The following is a 19,079-nucleotide window of genomic DNA, read 5'->3' on the forward strand; positions in this document are numbered from 1 at the left end:
TCACTTCGTTCGCAATGACGATTTGATTTTACTCCGTCATTCCGGATTTATTTCGGAATCACATAAAGGTTGACAAGTAGTTATAATATGAAACCGAAAACGGGTTCAGCTTAGCGCTAAATAAAACGTCATTACGAGAAAGAATGACGAAGTAATCTCACTTCATAAAAAAGAGATTGCTTCACTTCGTTTTCAATGACGCTTATTATTAAATAATATCTAAAATACTTTCTGGCGGACGACCAATAACTGCTTTATTACCATTAATAACAATAGGGCGTTCTATTAGTTTAGGATTAGCAACCATTGCTTTTATAATTTCTGTATCCGACAATTCTTTACCTTTAAACTCTTCTTTCCAAACTTTTTCATTCTTACGAACTAATTGAGTAGGAGTGATGTTTAATAAGTTAATAATGGCTTTTAATTCGGTTTCTGTAGGAATGTCCTCTAAGTATTTTACAACTTCAAATTCCTTACCTGAGTTTTCTAAAATTTCTAATCCGCAACGTGATTTACTGCACCTGTTATTGTGAAATATTTTTATCATTTTGTTTTAATTTTTGTCAGTTCGAGTAATTTTCGATTTTACGAGAAAATTATATCGAGAACTTTTTTATGAATTATCTTTTTGTCCGTTTAGCATTAAATACGATTTTAAAAACGGATTTATATTTCCGTCCATCACCGCATCTACATTCCCTGTTTCGTGTCCAGTACGTACGTCTTTTACTAACTTATAAGGATGCATTACGTAATTACGAATTTGACTTCCCCATTCGGTTTTTAGTTTACCTGCTTCAATGTTTTCTCTTGTAGCTAAACGTTTTTGTAATTCAATTTCATACAATTGCGATTTTAACATTTTCAAAGCAGTTGCTCTGTTATCATGTTGCGAACGCGAGTTAGAACACTGAATTTGAATTCCACTTGGTTTATGAGTCAACTGAACCTTGGTTTCCACTTTGTTTACATTTTGTCCACCAGCACCACTAGAACGAGCGGTGACAATTTCGATGTCGGCAGGATTTATTTCAATTTCAATAGTATCATCAGCAACAGGAAAAACATAAACAGAACCAAAAGTGGTGTGTCTTTTTCCATTACTATCAAACGGAGAAATACGTACCAATCGATGTACACCATTTTCACCTTTTAACCATCCAAAGGCATAATCACCATCAAACTCAATAGTAACTGTTTTTACACCCGCAACATCACCAGCTTGGTAATTCAGTGTTTTTAATTTAAAACCTTGCTTTTCTGCCCACATGGTGTACATGCGCATTAGCATTTCTACCCAATCACAACTTTCGGTACCACCAGCACCAGCAGTAATTTGAATGGTTGCACTTAAATTATCGCCTTCTTCAGAAAGCATATTTTTAAACTCAATATCTTCTAGAAATGTAGCCGTTTTTTCAAACTGTTCTATCACTTCAGTTTCATCAACAGCATCTTCTTTATAAAAATCATATAAAACAGCAAGATCTTCATTCATTGAAATAACCAAATTGTAATCGCTTACCCATTTCTTTTTAAAACGGAGCGATTTCATTAAAACTTCGGCTTCTTTAGGATTATTCCAAAAATCAGGATCAACAGTTTTTTCTTCTTCATTATTAATTTCAATCAACTTCTTGTCAATCTCTAAATATCCTTTTAACTTGCCAATTCGTTCAGTAATATTTTTAAGCTGTTCGTGTGTAATCATAGAACAAAAATACATTTTAAAATCGTAGATAAAAATGGAAATAAACTTAATAAGCGATACTGTTACAAAGCCAACAAAAGAAATGATGAAGGCAATGATGAACGCAGAAGTTGGTGATGATGTTTTCGGAGCAGATCCAACAGTAAATGCATTGCAAGAAAAGGTAGCTAAACTATTTAATATGGAGGCTGCGTTGTTTTTTCCTTCGGGAACAATGGCGAATCAAGTAGCAATTAAAATACATACACAACCTGGTGATAAAATGTTTTGTGATAAATGGGCACATGTATATAATTATGAAGGAGGAGGAGCGGCTTTTAATTCTGGAGTAACCTCTCATTTAATTGATGGTAATAGAGGTATGTTTACTGCCGATCAGTTACAGAAAGCTGTTAGAGGGAGAGGAGATATTCATGTTCCGTTTAATAGACTGGTTTGTATTGAAAATACAACAAATAAAGGTGGTGGGGCTTGTTGGGATTTTGAAGAATTAAAACAAATTCAGAAAGTAGCAAAGACCAATGATTTGGCATTCCATTTAGACGGAGCACGTTTATTTAATGCATTAGTGGCTAAAAATGAAACTCCAGCTCAGTATGGGGAGCTGTTTGATACGATTTCTATTTGTTTATCTAAAGGATTAGGAGCTCCGGTAGGTTCTATTTTAGTAGGAAGTAAAAAGGACATGGAAAAAGCTTTACGTGTTCGTAAATTATTTGGTGGCGGAATGCGACAAGCTGGTTTTTTAGCAGCAGCGGCAATTTATGCGTTAGATAATAATGTAAATCGTTTGGCAGAAGATCATCAGAAGGCTCAACAAATAGGTGTTGTTTTAGAAGAATGCTCCTATGTAACAAAGGTAGAACCTATTGAAACTAATATTATTATCTTTTATGTAGATGATAAGATTGATCCGATGGTTTTTATCAATAACATGGCCGCAAAGGGCATTTTATTAATCTCTATGGGAGAAGGAAAAATACGAATTGTTACACATTTAGATTTTTCAGATGAAATGTTGACTATTTTACTAAAAGAACTTAAAAACTTTTAGAAAAAGACTCTAATAAAAGGAGAGAAAGCATTTGCATAAATGCTTTTATCTTCTTTGTATAGTACATCGTACTGAATACCAAGAGTAACTTTACCTGTAATATAAGCTGCCCCAATATTTAAAGAGGGATAGCTATAATTTTCTTTAATAGTTCCAACTTTTTTACTAACATAAGATTGTAAGAGTTCACCAGAAAATTCTATTTGAGGTATTGGTCTATATAAAGTAATAACACTAGCGGAATACATATTTGCACTGTAATCGCTACTTTTATTGTATAGGTAACCGATACTTCCTCCTAATGAGAATTCATCACTAAAATCATAAACTGCACTAGGAGAAATAGAAAGAGTTGTTGTGTTACTACCAAAACTAAAACCAAAACTACCACCAAAACGAGTATTACTCCAAAAATCAGATTCTTGAGAGAATGCACTTATTGATAATAAAAACAAAGATAGAATGATGAAATTTTTCATATGAGTATTTAATCTGGTTGGAGCAAAAATAAGAAATTTAATTGGTTAAAATAAAAAAGAGATTGTAGTTAAACAATCTCTTTTTTAAGAACTTAATTCAAATTATCTAGTTTAGACAACTCTTTATGATTTTTATTTAGTTTGCGTAGTAGAATACCATAAATTAATTGGTAAAACAACCATAATAAAACTAACATAATTAAAGAAATAACAGCAGTAATTATAATGAAAACTAACATTTTTGAACTGGTGAATTCAGGATGAGATTTTATGGTTGCCACAGCCACAGCCAGAGCAATTATAAATAAATAGGATAAGTTGAATAAAACGTAATACTTAACCGTTTTTCTAGTGTTTACAATTTTTGTCATCAATTCTTTGGTAGAGTCTGTAACTGAAATACGCTTATAGTTTAAATAAAATTTCATCAAAAAATAAAATAATATTATATAAGCTATTATCTGAGAATAGAATACAAAATTACCTAAGCCTATTTTTTCATATTCTTTGTTAGCTTCGCCCATATCAACGAAAAAATACATGGAGTTTAAGAGTATAAATTCTAATATTCCAATAATAAAAATCCATTTTACGATTGATGATGACCTTGAATGTGCCATTTTATAGATATCAACTTTAGAAACCGTGTCTGTTTCTTCTGGCTGATTATCCCATGCTTTTTTATATTTATCTAAATCCATTTATTATGGGTTTAATACTTTTTTTAATTTCTCTTTTGCTCTGTTCATTTTTACACGAGCGTTTACTTCACTAATACCTAGGGTTGCAGATATCTCTTTATAAGGTTTATCTTCTAAGTACAAAAAGATTAGTGCTTTGTCAATGTCATTTAACTTTCTAATGGCATTGTACAATGCTTTTAATTGTAATTCCTCTGTTTCGTCATAATCAATTGCTTTAATTTTAAAAGCATAGTCGGTAATATCTTGCGTCTTTACAGTTCTAGTAGATTTTCTGTATAAAGAAATAGCAGTGTTTAAAGCCACTCGATACATCCAGGTACTAAATTTAGCTTCTCCTCTAAACTTACTGTAGTTTTTCCAGAGTTGAATTGTTACCTCCTGAAACAAATCGTTATGAGCATCTTGGTTTGTAGTATAAAGTCTACAAATTTTATGCACAATGTTTTGATTGGCTTCAAAATCAGATAAAAATTTATTTTCTAGTTCCTTATTCACTAAGTTTAGTATGGTTGATTGGTTATAAGTAGCTCAAAAATACGAATTGTTACAGTTCATCCTAAAAAAAATACAGTTCAGTTGTTTTTAATTTTAAAAACGATAGATCAGCAGCATATTTGTAGTGTAATTAACCAATAAAAAAAAAGGATAATGAAATTTTTAACAGCAACATTAATGTTAATTCAACTCTTTTTAGTAGCGGAGTTAACAGCTCAGAATAAAGAAATACAAGTAACAGTTGTAAATGCTACATCAAACTTAGGTAAAATAAGTTATGCTTTATACACTAAAGATAATTTTAGAAAACAACCAATAAAAGCAACATCAACTATAATAAAAGAGGGTAAAAGTACTGTTGTTTTTAAAGATGTGCCACTTGGGGAATATGCTGTTATTTGTTTTCACGATAAAAATAATAATGGTAAAATGGATTTTAGACTTAACAGAATGCCATTAGAAGATTACGGATCGTCAAACAATGTAATTAACCCTTATGGTCCGCCACAATACGAACAAGCAAAATTTATGGTTACTGATAAAAATGTATCTTTAAAAATTAAATTTCAGCAATAATATAGCAATGGAAAAATATACATCCGATACATTTATAAGTTTGAAGAAAGATTTTTTAGTATGTTTAAAACTTACGATAATTTTTGGAGTAATTTTTACAATCATAAACCAACAATTTACCATTAAAGGAGCTGCAGTTGTGTTTTTATTTTCAGCAATGTATTCTTTTGTATTAGGTTTAGGAAACGGAATAATTAATAACTATTTAAATACTAGGTGGAACTGGGCTACACAAACGAACGAAAGAGTTTGGGCAGGAGTAATAGCAACTATTTGTTATACAATTATAGCCGTACTATTAATTCATTATATACAATATGTACTAATTTTTAACCATGATTTTTCTGTTTTTTTTGATGGGAAATTATTGTGGTCTCATTTATTTGCCATTATAATTTCTTTAGGAATTGCAAGTTTTTTTCATGCTCGTAGTTTTATGATTAATTGGAAAGCCTCGTTAAAGCAAGAAACTACACAACACGAAATTGTAGCGAAAACAGAAAGCGCAAAGTTTGAAACCTTAAAAAGTCAGTTAGACCCACATTTTTTATTTAATAGTTTAAATGTATTAACGTCTTTAATAGGAGAAAATCCGAAGCAAGCAGAAAGGTTTACCACAAAATTATCAAAAGTATATCGTTATGTTTTAGAACAGCGTAATAAAGAATTAATTCCGTTAGAAGAAGAGTTAAGGTTTGCAAAAACGTATATGGAGTTATTGCAAATGCGATTTGAAGATGCTGTGCAATTTAATATTCCAACGACGGTAAGTAACTCAGATTTAAAAATAGTGCCATTGTCATTACAGTTATTACTCGAAAATGCAGTAAAGCACAATGTAGTTTCATCAACTAAACCTTTGCAAATTTACATTTTTGAAGAAGATGGTTTTTTACAAATTCAAAATACGGTTAACCCTAAAGAAGCAATAGGTAAAAGTACAAAGGTAGGATTACGAAATATTGCAGACCGTTATGGTTTAATAACCGATGAACGGGTAGAAATTAAAAACAATAATAAAACATTTACAGTGAGTTTACCGCTGTTAACAAAAACAAATAATATGTCATACAATTCGAAAAATATAGAAAACAGCAAGTATGTAAGAGCTGTAGAAAAGGTAGAGAAATTAAAAGAATTTTATCAAAATTTAGCATCTTATTGTATTGTAATTCCTTTTTTAATTTTCATAAACTTAAGGTTTTCACCAGGATTTCATTGGTTTTGGTTTCCGATTTTTGGATGGGGAGTAGGATTAGCTTTTCACTTTTTAGAAGTAAATAATTACAATATTTTCTTAGGGAAAAATTGGGAAGAGCGTAAGATTAAAGAAATGATGAAGGACGATAAAAATTATAAGTAAAGGTGGGAAATAAATATATAGCGGAGCAAAAGTATACACAAGTAAAAAAAAGAGTAAAAAAAATTAAAGGGTTTTATACGCACTTAGCAATATACTGTATTATTATACCTGTAATAATTTTTGTAAACTTAAAATTCGAACCACATTTTCATTGGTTTTGGTTTTCTGCATTAGGGTGGGGAACAGGTCTTTTTTTCCATTGGTTAAATGTTTTTGGGTTTAACAAAATAGGTTTAACAAAAAACTGGGAAGAGCGCAAGATTAAAGAATTAATGAACGAAGAAAAAAACTATAAATAAGATGGAAAGAGATTATTCTGAAGAACAAAAATATATACTTGCAAAAAAGCGAGTAGAAAAAATTAAAGGATTTTACATTCATTTAGCAGTTTTTATTGTTGTAAATATCTTTATATCAGCAGTTATTGTATTCGGCTTAATAAATGATGGTACCTATAATTTTGTAGAAGCAGTTACTCATTTTGGAACGTATTCTACTTGGTTATTTTGGGGAATAGGATTATTTTTTCATTGGTTAGGTGTTTTTGGATCTAATTTATTCTTCGGAAAAGACTGGGAGAAGAAAAAGATAGAACAATATATGGACGATAATAAATTTTAATTATGGAGTCAGAAACAAATTATTTACAAGCAGAAAAAAAAGTAAAAAGGATCAAGAATTTTTATAACCATTTGCAAATATTTGTAATTATGATGGTTGTATTAGCGGTTTTTTCGAATACAATATTTAGTTTTTTTGAAAACCATATTCATAATGCAGGAACTTTAAAGTGGGTACGAGCTAATATTTGGGTAAACTCTTTATTATGGGCTTTTGGTGTTTTAATTCACGGCTTGTATGTTTTTAAAAGTAAAATTACTTTTCTTGATGCGTGGGAAAACAAAAAAGTAAAGGAGTTTATGAATGAAAAAAAATAAAATTATGGAAACTAATAATTACTCAGAAAAATACCTAGTAGCTCAAAAAAAAGTTGAAGAACTTAAACAATTTTACAAACATTTATCTGTATATATACTTGTAAATTTGTTTTTTATAGCACGTCGAATCTATAAAGATATTAAACTGGGTGATTCACTAGAAGAAGCTTTTTTTGATATAGATAATTATCGTTTTTTCTTATGGTGGGGAATTATTTTGGTACTACACGGTGTAAAAGTGTATAGCAAACAAAACCTGTTTAGTAAAAATTGGGAAGCGCGAAAAATAAAAGAATACATGGATGAAAAATAGTAAGATAAAACTATGAACGTTATAATTATTGAGGATGAAAAACCGGCAGCAAGACGGTTAAACAGAATGCTATCTGTATTAGATATAGAAGTTAAAACTATGCTACATTCTGTAGAAGAATCTATTAATTGGTTTCAGAATAACGAGCACCCTGATTTAATTTTTTTAGATATTCAATTGTCAGATGGATTATCTTTTGAGATATTTGAAGAAGTTGAAGTTAAATCTGCCATTATTTTTACAACAGCTTACGATGAATATGCCTTAAAAGCATTTAAATTAAACTCAATTGATTATTTGTTAAAACCTCTCGATGAAGACGAATTAAAGGTTGCGGTAGATAAATTTAAAGAAAATCAAACTAAAAAATCAGAGGTAAAAGTTAATATTGATGATATTCGTAAACTACTGATAAATCCGGTAGATAGAAAATTCAAAAAACGATTTACAATTAAGGTTGGTCAACATATAAAGATCATACATATTGATGAAATTGAGTGTTTTTATTCAGAAAATAAAGCAACTTATATACACACGAACTCTAACCGAAATTATTTAATAGACGATTCATTAGAGCATTGGCAAGAGCAATTAAATCCAGAACATTTTTTTAGAGTAAATAGAACTTTTATTGTGCATATAAATGCGATAAAAGATATTGTTTCATATACAAACTCACGATTACAATTAGTATTACATTCTTACACTGATGCCGAAATAATAGTAAGTAGAGAGCGTGTAAAAGAATTTAAAAATTGGATTGACTAAAAAATTACTTATACTATAATTTATAAAAAGTAACTCACATTAGCTAAGAGTTAAGCATAATGTGAGCTACTATATTTATTAAAAAGAGGTTATTTTTATTTTAAGTCAAACCTATCAGCATTCATTACTTTAGTCCAAGCTTTTATAAAATCGTTAACAAATTTTTCTTTATTATCATCTTGTGCATAAACCTCAGCATATGATCGAAGAATAGCGTTAGACCCAAAAACAAGATCCATACGCGTAGCTGTCCAAATAACTTTACCTGTTTTTCTATCACAAATTTCATATAAATTATCAGCGATAGGTTTCCATGAATAACTCATATCTGTTAAATTTACGAAGAAATCATTCGTTAATTTCCCAACAGTATTAGTAAAAACACCATGTTTTGTATTGTTGTAATTTGCATCTAACATTCGCATACCACCTACAAGAACTGTCATTTCTGGTGCAGTTAAACCCATTAGTTGTGTTTTATCAAGCATCAACTCTTCAGGGCTTACGACATAATTTTTTTTACTCCAGTTACGATATCCGTCAGCTAAAGGCTCTAAAGGTTCAAAAGATGCTGCATCTGTCATCTTATCAGTAGTATCTCCACGACCTGGTGAGAAAGGAACAGTTTTATTAAAACCCGCAGCTCTAGCAGCTTTTTCTACACCAATATTTCCTGCTAAAACAATAATATCAGCGATGCTAATATCAAATTGAGAAGCAATAGGTTCTAAAACTGCTAAAACACGAGCCAAACGTTTTGGCTCATTTCCTTCCCAATCTTTTTGAGGCGCTAAACGAATACGTGCACCATTGGCTCCACCACGCTTGTCAGACTGTCTAAAGGTACGAGCGCTATCCCATGCTGTAGCTACCATTTCTGAAATAGTTAAATTTGATTCCTCAATTTTTTTCTTTACAGCATTTACGTGATAATCTGTCGTTCCTGCGGGAATTGGGTCTTGCCAAAGCAAGTCTTCTTTAGGTAAGTCTGTACCAAAATAATTTGCACTAGGTCCCATGTCTCTATGAGTTAGTTTAAACCAAGCACGTGCAAATGTTTCAGAAAAATATTTTTGATCTTTCATGAATTTCAAAGAGATCTCCTTGTAAATAGGATCTACTTTCATAGCCATATCTGCGTCAGTCATCATAGGGTTATGACGAATAGTAGCATCTTCAATGTCTTTTGGTTTATCTTCTTTTTTAATAGTTACAGGTTCCCATTGCCAAGCACCAGCAGGACTTTTAACAGATTCCCATTCATGATTAAACAACATTTGAAAAAAACCATCATCCCATTTTGTTGGGTGTGTAGTCCAGGCTCCTTCCAGACCACTTGTTACCGTATAACGACCTTTTCCTGATTTGTTTGGGTTGTGCCAACCAAAACCTTGTTCTTCTACATTTGCACTTTCAGGGTCTGGTCCTAAAATACTAGCATCACCATTACCATGTGTTTTACCAACAGTATGACCACCAGCTGTTAAAGCAACTGTTTCTTCATCATTCATTGCCATACGTGCAAATGTTTCACGTACGTGAGCTGCTGTTTTTAAAGGATTTGGTTTTCCATTAACACCTTCTGGATTCACATAAATTAGCCCCATTTGTACAGCAGCTAAAGGGTTTTCCATCGTTGTTGGTTCATCTACATTTTCATAGCGTTCATCACTTGGTGCTAGCCATTCTTTTTCTGCTCCCCAATAAGTATCTTTTTCTGGTTGCCAAATGTCTTCACGTCCAAAACTAAAACCAAAAGTTTTTAATCCCATGTTTTCATAAGCAATAGTACCAGCCAAAATAATTAAATCGGCCCAGCTAATTTTATTACCATATTTTTTCTTGATAGGCCATAACAATCGTCTTGCTTTATCTAAACTAGCATTATCTGGCCAAGAATTTAAAGGCGCAAAACGTTGGTTACCAGATCCACCGCCACCACGACCATCAGATATTCGGTAAGAACCAGCAGAGTGCCAAGATAAACGGATAAATAAGCCTCCGTAATGACCCCAATCTGCAGGCCACCATTCTTGACTATCTGTCATTAAGGTATGCATATCTTTTTTTAATGACTCAATATCTAGTTTTTTTAGTTCTTCATGATAGTTAAAATCTTCTCCTAAAGGATTTGTTTTTGTATCATGTTGATGTAAAATATCAAGATTTAGTGCGTTAGGCCACCAATCGTTAACAGCTGATTTTGTAGTTGTATTACCTCCATGCATTACAGGGCATTTGCCAGATGATGTAGGTTTAATACCTCCATCTTGTTCTTTGTGCATGGGACATTTGCTTTCATTATTTAATGAGTTTGAATAGTTATCGTTTTCCATCTATGAAGTATTTATAGAATTAATAATTTAGTATACCCAAATTTAATAAACTATTTTTTATAAAGTGTTATTAATCAGTATAATAATTTATCAAGGTATAGGGTTGTCTTATAGTTAATTCCTGTTTAATACTTTTTTGTTATTAAAGGAAAGCTAATCAGAAATTTAAAAAATAATTTTAAAAAAATATTAGATAGCGATTATCGAAAACAATAGCCCTATAATTTATATTGATACAGAAATTTTTTTTAGCAGTAATAAAAGAGCTTAGGAACTTGAATTTTGAATTGATTAACATCAAACTAATTATACCGCTAAGAGGTAGAGCCTAATACTCTATATATAAAGAAGATTTCTTAGTTTTATTATTAATTAGAATTTAGCTATCGCTTTGCTTTTATAAAATCGGAAATCAAATAACTAATAAATTTACCAACTTGATTTATAGCCGAAGGATCTTGAACAATAGTAGGAGAACCTTCACAAATATGAATATAATTTGCATTGGTATTTTTAGCAAAATAATAAACAAACTCTCTTGCTTGTTGCGATGTAAATCCTGCGGGAGTCATAGCACTACTCGGAAAATTTTGGATACAATCTAAGTCAATCTCAATACCAAAAGGGTTTTCTTGAATAAAGTTTTTAGCACGTAATAATTCATTCTCAAACGGAATTGATTTGTAAACTTCTAATTCTTCATAAGTATTATAATCAATGTTTGTATTGGTATGAATATAATCGAAAACATATTGTGGAGTATAGTTTTCATGCAAGCCAAACATAAAATATTTTTCTAAATATTTATGTTCTATAGCATATGAGAAACCGTTACCGCTATGACGTTCCTCTAAACGACGTAAATCGGTATGTGCATCTAAATTAATAACATTTATAGGTTGATTTTTTCCTTCGGATAGTCCTTTTAAATTTCCATAAGCGTTATTATGTCCGCCACCAATTACAATCGGAACTTTATCAACTTCAATTATTTTTTTAATAATAGATGATAATTCTTTATCAATAGCTTTTACTAATAAATCTCCTTTCTCTCTGTCAGATCCCTCAAAATTTAAAACCTCATTTAAAAAATCTAAATAACCTAAAACAAGAATGTTTTTTCCGTTAATAAATTGATTTTCTTGCGTATTTAAAAATGACTTTAAAGTGGGGGTAAAAGCAGTATGTGCGCCACCGTTACCATAATTCATTTTTACACCAATATCTTCTGGTACACCAATAATAACAAATTTAGCAGTAGCTTTTTTAAGTTCTTTAATAGCAGAAATAGTTTGTACATGTTGCCCTAATTTTGTTTCTCCTTCACGAGGATTTACAAAATCATTAATGTTTTTTTGTGTAAATAACTGTAACATATTAAATTGATTTACCGTTAATAAATACCGTATCAATTAATACAGACCCAAAATTATAAGGAATAGCACCGTAACTTAAAATTTCTTTTGTAACGATAAAATTAGCTTTCTTACCTTTTGTAATGCTTCCAACTTCATCAGATAAATTCATAGCATAAGCCCCGTTTATAGTAGCTGCATTTATAGCTTCTTCGGGTGTCATTTTCATTTTAATACAGGCAGTAGCAACTACAAAATTCATATTACCCGAAGGTGTAGAACCTGGATTAAAATCAGTAGCCAAAGCTAGTGGTAATCCTGCGTTTATAATATCTCTAGCAGGAGTATAGGGAATACTTAAAAAATACGAACAAGAAGGTAATGCTACAGGCATTGTATTTGTTCCTTTTAAGGCATTAATATCATTAGTATTCATAACTTCTAAATGATCTACAGATAAAGCATTGTGTTTTACACTTACCTGAACTCCGCCTATAGTTGTAAACTGGTTCACGTGTACTTTAGGAGTTAATCCGTGTTTTTTACCTGCTTCTAGAATTCTATCTGTATCTTCTACCGAAAAATAACCAGTTTCACAAAAAGCATCTATAAAGTCAGCCAATTTTTCTTCAGCTATTTTGGGTAACATTTCATTAATAATTAAATCGATGTAACCATTTTTATCATCTTTGTATTCTTTCGGAAAAGCATGAGCTCCTAAAAATGTAGCTTTGATGGGTAGGTTGTAGTTTTCGCGTAATCTTTTAATAACGCGTAACATTTTTAATTCAGCATTAACAGTTAATCCGTAACCAGATTTAATTTCAACAGCGCCAGTACCAAGCTTCATAACCTCTTCTAAACGAACTGCCGATTGCTCATACAAATCTTCTATTGAAGTTTCTTGAAGCTTCTTGGCTGAATTTAAAATTCCGCCACCATTATTGGCTATTTCTTCATAGGTTAATCCGTTAATTCTGTCAACAAATTCTTGTTCTCTATTACCAGCATATACAATATGAGTATGAGAATCACACCAAGTAGGGAGAATCATTTTACCGGTGCAATCAATAGTTTTATCTGCTTTAGCAAATAAATTATTCATCGTACCAAAATCTAGAATCCTATCATCTTTAATTAATAGAAAAGCATTTTTTATAGTAGGTAAAATACTCATTTCTTTTCCTGAAACTTTCTTAACACTAGCTTCTCTAACCTGAATTAATTCTTTGATATTTATGAATAATGTTGTCATTATCGTTTTATGAAATTTGTTACACAAACTTACGGTAAAAACAATAAAAGAGATAGTTTTTAAATCAAAATACTTTTAAATAACCGTAACAGATTAATGTTTTTAGTTTTTTTAAATGTGTATTTTTTCTTTTAATAAACGAATAAATACGGTGGTAAAAAAGATGAAAAATAACCAATCATTTACTCCGTAAATAGCAAAAAATGCACCAGCCATTAAATCTTTTTCAAAAACATTAGAAATGGTATTGTTAAGTATCCAATTTATCCAAATACAGCCATAAATAAATTTTTCAATGGCAAAAATACCTACTAACCATTTTACTTTGGTGTAATTTTTTGCGATACTCATATATGCCAATCCCCAAATAAGTATCATTAAAAGTCCGAAATTAGACATTACGACCGGATCAGCTTCGTTAATAACAGTATTCGTGAAAAACTTCGAAAATATAAGAACTGTAGCGTTCATTAATCCGGCAATAATAAATCCCTTTGCAATTGTAGTGTTGTTTATTGTCATAATGTTGGTTCTTTTTTATGTATAGTTTTCGTTTTAGAGTAAATAACATATGTTAAACCTCTTTAAGTTCTAAAATATGTTATTATTTACTGTCTCTAAATTATATTTGAATACGGTATTGAAAAACACAGTAAAAAGTGTTGGTATTTACAAAGGATGACTAGAAGGAATTCTTATTTTTCAAAAAAGAAATCATGTATTTCAATAATATCACCTCTTCCCATTTGTACAAGATTCCTTGTTTCTTTTAGGAATATACCGAGAGATCGTTCATTATACACTAACTTCATATCATTGGAATAATCAGTAACAACATACATGTCTCCTTTTAACTTATAAAAAGGAATAACTAGTTTGCTTTTTACTTTTACACCTTTATTTACAACTTTACCATTTTTTAAAGTACTAACAAGAGTTTCTTCGTTGTTTTCACTTGAAGAAACCTTAACATAAGATACCATCATGTTCATCCATTCCTCTTCATCAATTAAAAACCATCTTACTTTATCAAAATTAATTCCATTTTGACTAATCCATCCTTGACTAGTAAAACCAAAAAGAACCTGTTTTTTGCCATCTAGTTCAGGCTTATTTGCAGGTGTAAATTCTTGTATTTTATAAGTGATAACAGAGGTTAATGACATGTCTTTTAGTTTTTTGCCATCAAAAGAAAGTGTTTTTAAAGAGAAGCTTGTTAACTCAGGATTGTTTGATAAAATCCATTGTGTAGCTGTTAACTCAGCCCTTTCTTCCATTTGTTTAACAGCGGCAATTCCGGCACCAATAGCAACTAGCGCACCAGCTGCAGCTATTGCCCCATTATTTTGAGCTTTTACATTTTGAGGTAGTAAATAAATCAAAACAGTAAGAAAGAGAAATATTTTTTTCATGATTTTTTATTTATAGAGGGTTAATAACTTAAAATAAGACTAAGTAATTTATAGAGGAATAAGGTAAAGAAATTAATCTTACCCAATTCGTGTTCCGTTTTTAATTTTTCTATCAGGAGAAATAAGCGTTATTTCATGCTGTTCGCCAACAGCACCTAATACCAAACATTCACTCATTATGTTGGCAATTTGTTTTTTAGGAAAGTTGATAACAGCCACTATTTGGTTGCCTATTAATTCTTCAGGAGTGTATAATTTTGTAATTTGAGCAGAAGTTTTTTTAATACCAAATTCGCCAAAATCTATTTGCATTTTATAAGCAGGATTTTTTACTTCTTTAAAAACTTCAGCAGAAAGTATTGTTCCTATTCGCATTTCTACTTTTGTAAAATCATCCCAAGTTAAAGCATTCTCTTTCATAAATGTTAAGGAGTTTAAAAATGTTTATTATTACAGGTAGCATTTTAACCAAATACCCATTATGGGGTTCCATAGTTTTTATTTAATAATCTGTTGGCAGCAGTAAATGGCGTTGTTTTTCCGTTTTCTAACTTTTTAAACTCTTCTTTTAGTAAATTTTTTATTTCAGAATTGTTATAAAAATTGCTTTTTAACTGTTGATTGATTGTTTCTAATAACCAGTATTTATTTTGATTGTTTCTTTTTTGTTGAAAATAAGAGGTACTCATTGCTGAGGTTATATACTCGTTAATCATTTTATAAACGTCAGCAATACCTTTATTATGTAGCGCACTTGCTAATAAAACTTTAGGTTGCCAACCACTATCTTTTGGTGGATATAAATGTAGTGCTCTGTTGAACTCAACTTTTGCAATTTTTGCATTTTTCTCGTTACCGCTATCTGCTTTATTAATAACAATCGCATCAGCCATTTCTATAATTCCTCGTTTAATACCTTGTAATTCGTCACCTGCACCGGCAAGTTTTAATAATAAAAAAAAATCGGTCATAGAATGCACGGCAGTTTCAGACTGTCCAACTCCAACAGTTTCTATGATAATAGTATCAAAACCAGCAGCTTCACATAAAATAATAGATTCTCGTGTTTTTTGAGCAACACCACCTAAAGAAGTTCCTGAGGGAGAAGGTCTTATAAATGCATTTTTATCGGTAACCAATTCTTCCATTCTAGTTTTATCACCTAAAATACTACCTCTATTGATAGAACTACTTGGGTCTACAGCTAAAACAGCTACTTTTTTACCTAACGAAGTTAAGTGCTTCCCAAAAGCCTCAATGAATGTGCTTTTTCCAACTCCAGGAACACCGGTAATACCAATTCTTACCGATTTGTTTGCGTGTGGTAAACAAGCTTCTAAAATTTCATTTGCTTGTTGTTGATGTTTTGTATTGGTGCTTTCAACCAAAGTAATTGCTCTGCTTAAAAAAGGAATACTTCCTGCTAGTATTTCACGAATATATTTAGGAGTGTCAGCCTTTTTTCTTCTACTTATTTTTATTTTTTCAGCAGCTGATTTACTGGTCGTTTCTGGTTGAGAAACGCCATCTTTTTCAGAAAGAGCAGATTTGTTGATATTAGCCATATTTTAGTAAAAACGAAATAATAACGTAAATTTATAAATAAAAATTCAGCAAAATGCAACGAAGCTTAAAAAGTATCGTCTTTAGTATAAGAAATCAATAATGAAGTCGACCAAACAGTTACATCAATCAATTATAAATGCGTGTAAAAACAACGATGCAAAAGCACAAATGCAGTTGTATGATTTGTATTGCGAAGCGATGCTTACTGTTGCAAATCGTTATGTAAAAGATACATTTATAGCTGAAGATATTATGCAAGAAGCTTTTATAAAGGCTTTTAAAAATATTAATATGTATAAGGAGGAAGTTGCATTCGGAGCTTGGTTAAAACGTATTGTAATTAATCAAAGTATTGATTGGTTAAAAAAGAAAAAGCTAGAGTTTGTTGCAATAAATGAAGAAACTACAAAAATAACAGCAGATGATAATTGGGAGGTGGAAACCGTTATTTCATGCCAAGAAATTATAAACTGCATTCAAAAATTAAAAGATAAATACAGCGTAGTATTAACCTTGTTTTTGCTAGAAGGTTATGATCATGGAGAGATTTCTGAAATATTAGGAATTTCAGAATCAACATCTAGAACTCATTTGTTAAGAGGTAAAAAGAAAGTGCAAGAACAATTAAAAGCAGTATATAATGTCTAAAGATATTAGAGAAATATTAAAAAATAAAAGTGATGATAACGCAAAGTTATCAACAAATCACAGGCAACGTTTTCAACAAAAAATGATGGACGAGATACATGATAAATCATCAGGAAAAAAATCATTTCAATGGTTATATGCAGCAGCATCAATTGTAATATTGTTAGGGTTAGGAATAACATTTTATCCGTCAGAAAATATAAATACACCAATTAATAACATCCCAAAAACCATTAGTTTAGGTAATGTTTCGCCAGAATTAAAAACAATAGAATCGTACTACACAAACACGATAAACTACGAACTAAGTCAGTTAGAGTTAACTGATGATACTAAAGAATTTTTTGATGGTTATTTTGCTAAAATAGGCGAGCTAACCAACGAATATAAATCGTTAACCGAAGAGCTCAATAAAAAAGGAATTAACGATAATACGATCAATGCATTGATTGGAAACCTGCAATTGCGTTTACAGCTGTTAAAACGTATGCAAAAACAATTAAATGAACTTAAAAATCCAATTAAAAATGACATTCAAACAATTTAAAATAAGTACTTTTTTATTACTCGCAACAAGTGTTGTGTTTGCTCAGAAGTACGATAAGAAATTTAGCGAAAACTTTAAAACAAATAAAGATGTAATCGTTAATATTAATGCTTCTAATGCGGATGTAAATGTAACTACGTGGAATAAAAATGAAGTTTCTGTAGAAGCTGTTATAGAAATAGAAGGATTAGATAAAGCTGAAGCTGAAAAGTACTTTAAAAACTGGAAATTTGAAGCTTTAGGTAATAAAAGTAAAGTGCAAATTAATGCTAAAAGCAATAGTTTTCATTCTTTAGATACCGATGATATAATATTTTTTAATTCGTCAAAAGACAATAATGCTAACGTTTATCATTACAATACTAATGGATCGAATGTTATTGTATTGCCAGAGATGCCTGAATTACCAGAAATGCCCGATATGTCGGAGATTGAAATCCCTGAAATCAACTTTGAAGAAATAGTATCTGATTTAGATCATATGGAGTTCGATTTTGATAAGTATGCCCAAGATGGTGAGAATTATTTTTTTCAGTGGAAAGATGGCGTTAACGGTATTGCTATAAAGTCAAAAAAAGAATGGGAGAAGTTTAAAAAAAGTAAAAAATATAAGAAATTTAAAGAGAGTATTAAAAAAAGTAAAGAAACAATGAGAAAAAGCCGTTTAACGATGCTGAAAAGTAGAGAAACGGCGAGTAAACACAGAGCTATAGCTGAGGAGTCTAGAAAAAAAGCTCGTAAAAATGCTATAGAAATGTTACAGAATTCTCGTTTATCAGAAAAAGAATACTCGAAAGAGATTAAAGAAGCATTAAGGAAAGCGCAAGAATCACTTAAAAACACCAAATTAGATTTTGTTTTTTTAAATAAATCAGGAACAGTTACTGTAAACGGAAAGAAAGTAAAAGTTACTAAAAAGATTACTATAAAAGTGCCTAAAAATGCAACCTTCGATTTAAATACACGTCATTGTAAAGTAAAATTACCAAAAACAAAAGCTTCAGGGAAAGTAAGTTATGGTACTTTTAACGCAGATGTTTTAAGCGGAGGAGAATTAAATATATCATATTCGCCAGTAACTATAAATTCATTAAATACTACTAAATTATTTTTAAATAACGTAACCGATGCTCATATAGCATCGGTTGCTAACTCTACATTAAATACTAATTCATCAAAATTAATTATAGATAAAGTTTATGAAGAAGTTTCAATAAAAAATGAATTTGGAGAATTATTGATAAATAAAATTGATTCAAAAATGAATACCTTAATGGTCTTTTTAAATTATTCAAACAGTACAATAAATATATCAGACGTTGATACCACAATCGACGTTAGTACTAAAAACGGGAAATTTGAATTTGATAAAAAGTTAGGGAAGTTAAATAAAGCAACTAAAGATTCAGAGGGGTTTATAAGGTATAAACGATCATCAAAAACGTCTAATAATAAAATTATTGTAATAGCTAATTATAGCGAAATAAAACTAAAATAAGTTTTATAATTTTAACTAAAACTTCAATAAAATTCCATTTCATTATTCTTTATAAAGT

At 30.5% G+C, this 19,079-nt stretch carries 23 protein-coding genes; 11 read left to right on the top strand and 12 right to left on the bottom strand.

Annotation, left to right across the window (positions count from 1 at the left end):
* Positions 1–208 precede the first annotated feature (208 nt).
* Together arsC and prfB are read right to left on the bottom strand one after the other, a co-directional pair.
* Positions 209–550 carry an arsenate reductase (glutaredoxin) gene (gene arsC / locus ACQ629_RS00135; protein ID WP_483705746.1) on the bottom strand — a complete coding sequence of 114 codons (342 nt, stop codon included), beginning with the start codon at positions 548–550 and terminating at the stop codon, positions 209–211.
* A gap of 66 nt (positions 551–616) precedes the next feature.
* On the bottom strand, positions 617–1,714 hold the full coding sequence (prfB, locus tag ACQ629_RS00140) for a peptide chain release factor 2 (RefSeq protein ID WP_483705748.1): 1,098 nt from the start codon (positions 1,712–1,714) through the stop codon (positions 617–619).
* Between the two features lie 34 nt (positions 1,715–1,748).
* Between prfB and ACQ629_RS00145 the strand changes: the two genes are divergently transcribed.
* Complete coding sequence (locus ACQ629_RS00145) at positions 1,749–2,768, top strand: threonine aldolase family protein (protein ID WP_483705750.1); 1,020 nt, start codon at positions 1,749–1,751, stop codon at positions 2,766–2,768.
* On the opposite strand, the gene ACQ629_RS00150 is transcribed toward ACQ629_RS00145, so the two are convergent.
* From ACQ629_RS00150 to ACQ629_RS00160, 3 genes are all read right to left on the bottom strand, one after another.
* The gene (locus ACQ629_RS00150) at positions 2,765–3,247 is read right to left on the bottom strand and encodes a hypothetical protein (RefSeq protein WP_483705752.1); all 483 of its coding nucleotides are present in this window, start codon (positions 3,245–3,247) and stop codon (positions 2,765–2,767) included. The genes ACQ629_RS00145 and ACQ629_RS00150 overlap by 4 nt on opposite strands.
* A 92-nt stretch (positions 3,248–3,339) precedes the next feature.
* Positions 3,340–3,948 (bottom strand): hypothetical protein, encoded by a 609-nt coding sequence (locus ACQ629_RS00155; protein WP_483705754.1) that lies wholly within the window; start codon positions 3,946–3,948, stop codon positions 3,340–3,342.
* Positions 3,949–3,951: 3 nt separating this feature from the next.
* Positions 3,952–4,446, bottom strand: coding sequence for an RNA polymerase sigma factor (locus ACQ629_RS00160; protein WP_483705757.1), 495 nt, complete (start codon positions 4,444–4,446; stop codon positions 3,952–3,954).
* 153 nt (positions 4,447–4,599) lie between these two features.
* Between ACQ629_RS00160 and ACQ629_RS00165 the strand changes: the two genes are divergently transcribed.
* The 7 genes from ACQ629_RS00165 to ACQ629_RS00195 are packed head-to-tail and all read left to right on the top strand — an operon-like array spanning position 4,600 to position 8,404.
* Entirely contained in the window at positions 4,600–5,022 is a 423-nt protein-coding gene (locus ACQ629_RS00165; protein ID WP_483705759.1) for a DUF2141 domain-containing protein, read from the top strand.
* A gap of 40 nt (positions 5,023–5,062) precedes the next feature.
* Complete coding sequence (locus ACQ629_RS00170) at positions 5,063–6,385, top strand: 2TM domain-containing protein (RefSeq protein ID WP_483705761.1); 1,323 nt, start codon at positions 5,063–5,065, stop codon at positions 6,383–6,385.
* Between the two features lie 2 nt (positions 6,386–6,387).
* A complete protein-coding gene (locus tag ACQ629_RS00175) occupies positions 6,388–6,684 on the top strand; it encodes a 2TM domain-containing protein (protein WP_483705763.1) in 297 nt (98 codons plus the stop codon).
* 1 nt (position 6,685) lies between these two features.
* A complete protein-coding gene (locus tag ACQ629_RS00180) occupies positions 6,686–7,006 on the top strand; it encodes a 2TM domain-containing protein (RefSeq protein WP_483705765.1) in 321 nt (106 codons plus the stop codon).
* Between the two features lie 2 nt (positions 7,007–7,008).
* Positions 7,009–7,323, top strand: a complete 315-nt coding sequence (locus ACQ629_RS00185) for a 2TM domain-containing protein (RefSeq protein WP_483705767.1) — start codon at positions 7,009–7,011, stop codon at positions 7,321–7,323.
* Positions 7,310–7,636: a 2TM domain-containing protein gene (locus tag ACQ629_RS00190; RefSeq protein ID WP_483705769.1), complete on the top strand. Its 327-nt coding sequence runs from the start codon at positions 7,310–7,312 to the stop codon at positions 7,634–7,636. The genes ACQ629_RS00185 and ACQ629_RS00190 overlap by 14 nt, the downstream gene beginning before the upstream one ends.
* Before the next feature lie 12 nt (positions 7,637–7,648).
* Positions 7,649–8,404, top strand: a complete 756-nt coding sequence (locus tag ACQ629_RS00195; protein ID WP_483705771.1) for a LytR/AlgR family response regulator transcription factor — start codon at positions 7,649–7,651, stop codon at positions 8,402–8,404.
* A gap of 95 nt (positions 8,405–8,499) precedes the next feature.
* Here the strand turns inward: ACQ629_RS00195 and katG are convergent, their stop codons facing one another.
* The 7 genes from katG to meaB all read right to left on the bottom strand — a co-directional run bounded on the left by katG (position 8,500) and on the right by meaB (position 16,327).
* On the bottom strand, positions 8,500–10,689 hold the full coding sequence (katG, locus tag ACQ629_RS00200; protein ID WP_483707235.1) for a catalase/peroxidase HPI: 2,190 nt from the start codon (positions 10,687–10,689) through the stop codon (positions 8,500–8,502).
* Between the two features lie 434 nt (positions 10,690–11,123).
* Positions 11,124–12,116: a formimidoylglutamase gene (locus tag ACQ629_RS00205; protein ID WP_483705773.1), complete on the bottom strand. Its 993-nt coding sequence runs from the start codon at positions 12,114–12,116 to the stop codon at positions 11,124–11,126.
* A 1-nt stretch (position 12,117) separates the two neighbouring features.
* Positions 12,118–13,350 carry an imidazolonepropionase gene (gene hutI, locus ACQ629_RS00210; RefSeq protein WP_483705775.1) on the bottom strand — a complete coding sequence of 411 codons (1,233 nt, stop codon included), beginning with the start codon at positions 13,348–13,350 and terminating at the stop codon, positions 12,118–12,120.
* A gap of 111 nt (positions 13,351–13,461) precedes the next feature.
* Positions 13,462–13,872 carry a hypothetical protein gene (locus tag ACQ629_RS00215; RefSeq protein ID WP_483705777.1) on the bottom strand — a complete coding sequence of 137 codons (411 nt, stop codon included), beginning with the start codon at positions 13,870–13,872 and terminating at the stop codon, positions 13,462–13,464.
* A gap of 173 nt (positions 13,873–14,045) precedes the next feature.
* The gene (locus ACQ629_RS00220) at positions 14,046–14,762 is read right to left on the bottom strand and encodes a hypothetical protein (RefSeq protein ID WP_483705779.1); all 717 of its coding nucleotides are present in this window, start codon (positions 14,760–14,762) and stop codon (positions 14,046–14,048) included.
* 78 nt (positions 14,763–14,840) lie between these two features.
* Entirely contained in the window at positions 14,841–15,182 is a 342-nt protein-coding gene (locus tag ACQ629_RS00225) for a tRNA-binding protein (RefSeq protein WP_483705781.1), read from the bottom strand.
* A 59-nt stretch (positions 15,183–15,241) separates the two neighbouring features.
* A complete protein-coding gene (gene meaB, locus ACQ629_RS00230) occupies positions 15,242–16,327 on the bottom strand; it encodes a methylmalonyl Co-A mutase-associated GTPase MeaB (protein ID WP_483705783.1) in 1,086 nt (361 codons plus the stop codon).
* 100 nt (positions 16,328–16,427) lie between these two features.
* Between meaB and ACQ629_RS00235 the strand changes: the two genes are divergently transcribed.
* The 3 genes from ACQ629_RS00235 to ACQ629_RS00245 are packed head-to-tail and all read left to right on the top strand — an operon-like array spanning position 16,428 to position 19,021.
* On the top strand, positions 16,428–16,976 hold the full coding sequence (locus tag ACQ629_RS00235; protein ID WP_483705785.1) for an RNA polymerase sigma factor: 549 nt from the start codon (positions 16,428–16,430) through the stop codon (positions 16,974–16,976).
* Positions 16,969–17,523, top strand: a complete 555-nt coding sequence (locus ACQ629_RS00240; RefSeq protein WP_483705787.1) for a hypothetical protein — start codon at positions 16,969–16,971, stop codon at positions 17,521–17,523. Before ACQ629_RS00235 ends, ACQ629_RS00240 begins: the two co-directional genes overlap by 8 nt.
* Positions 17,480–19,021, top strand: coding sequence for a hypothetical protein (locus tag ACQ629_RS00245; protein ID WP_483705789.1), 1,542 nt, complete (start codon positions 17,480–17,482; stop codon positions 19,019–19,021). Before ACQ629_RS00240 ends, ACQ629_RS00245 begins: the two co-directional genes overlap by 44 nt.
* Positions 19,022–19,079: the final 58 nt, after the last annotated feature.

The organism is Tenacibaculum sp. SM2510 (assembly GCF_057002845.1).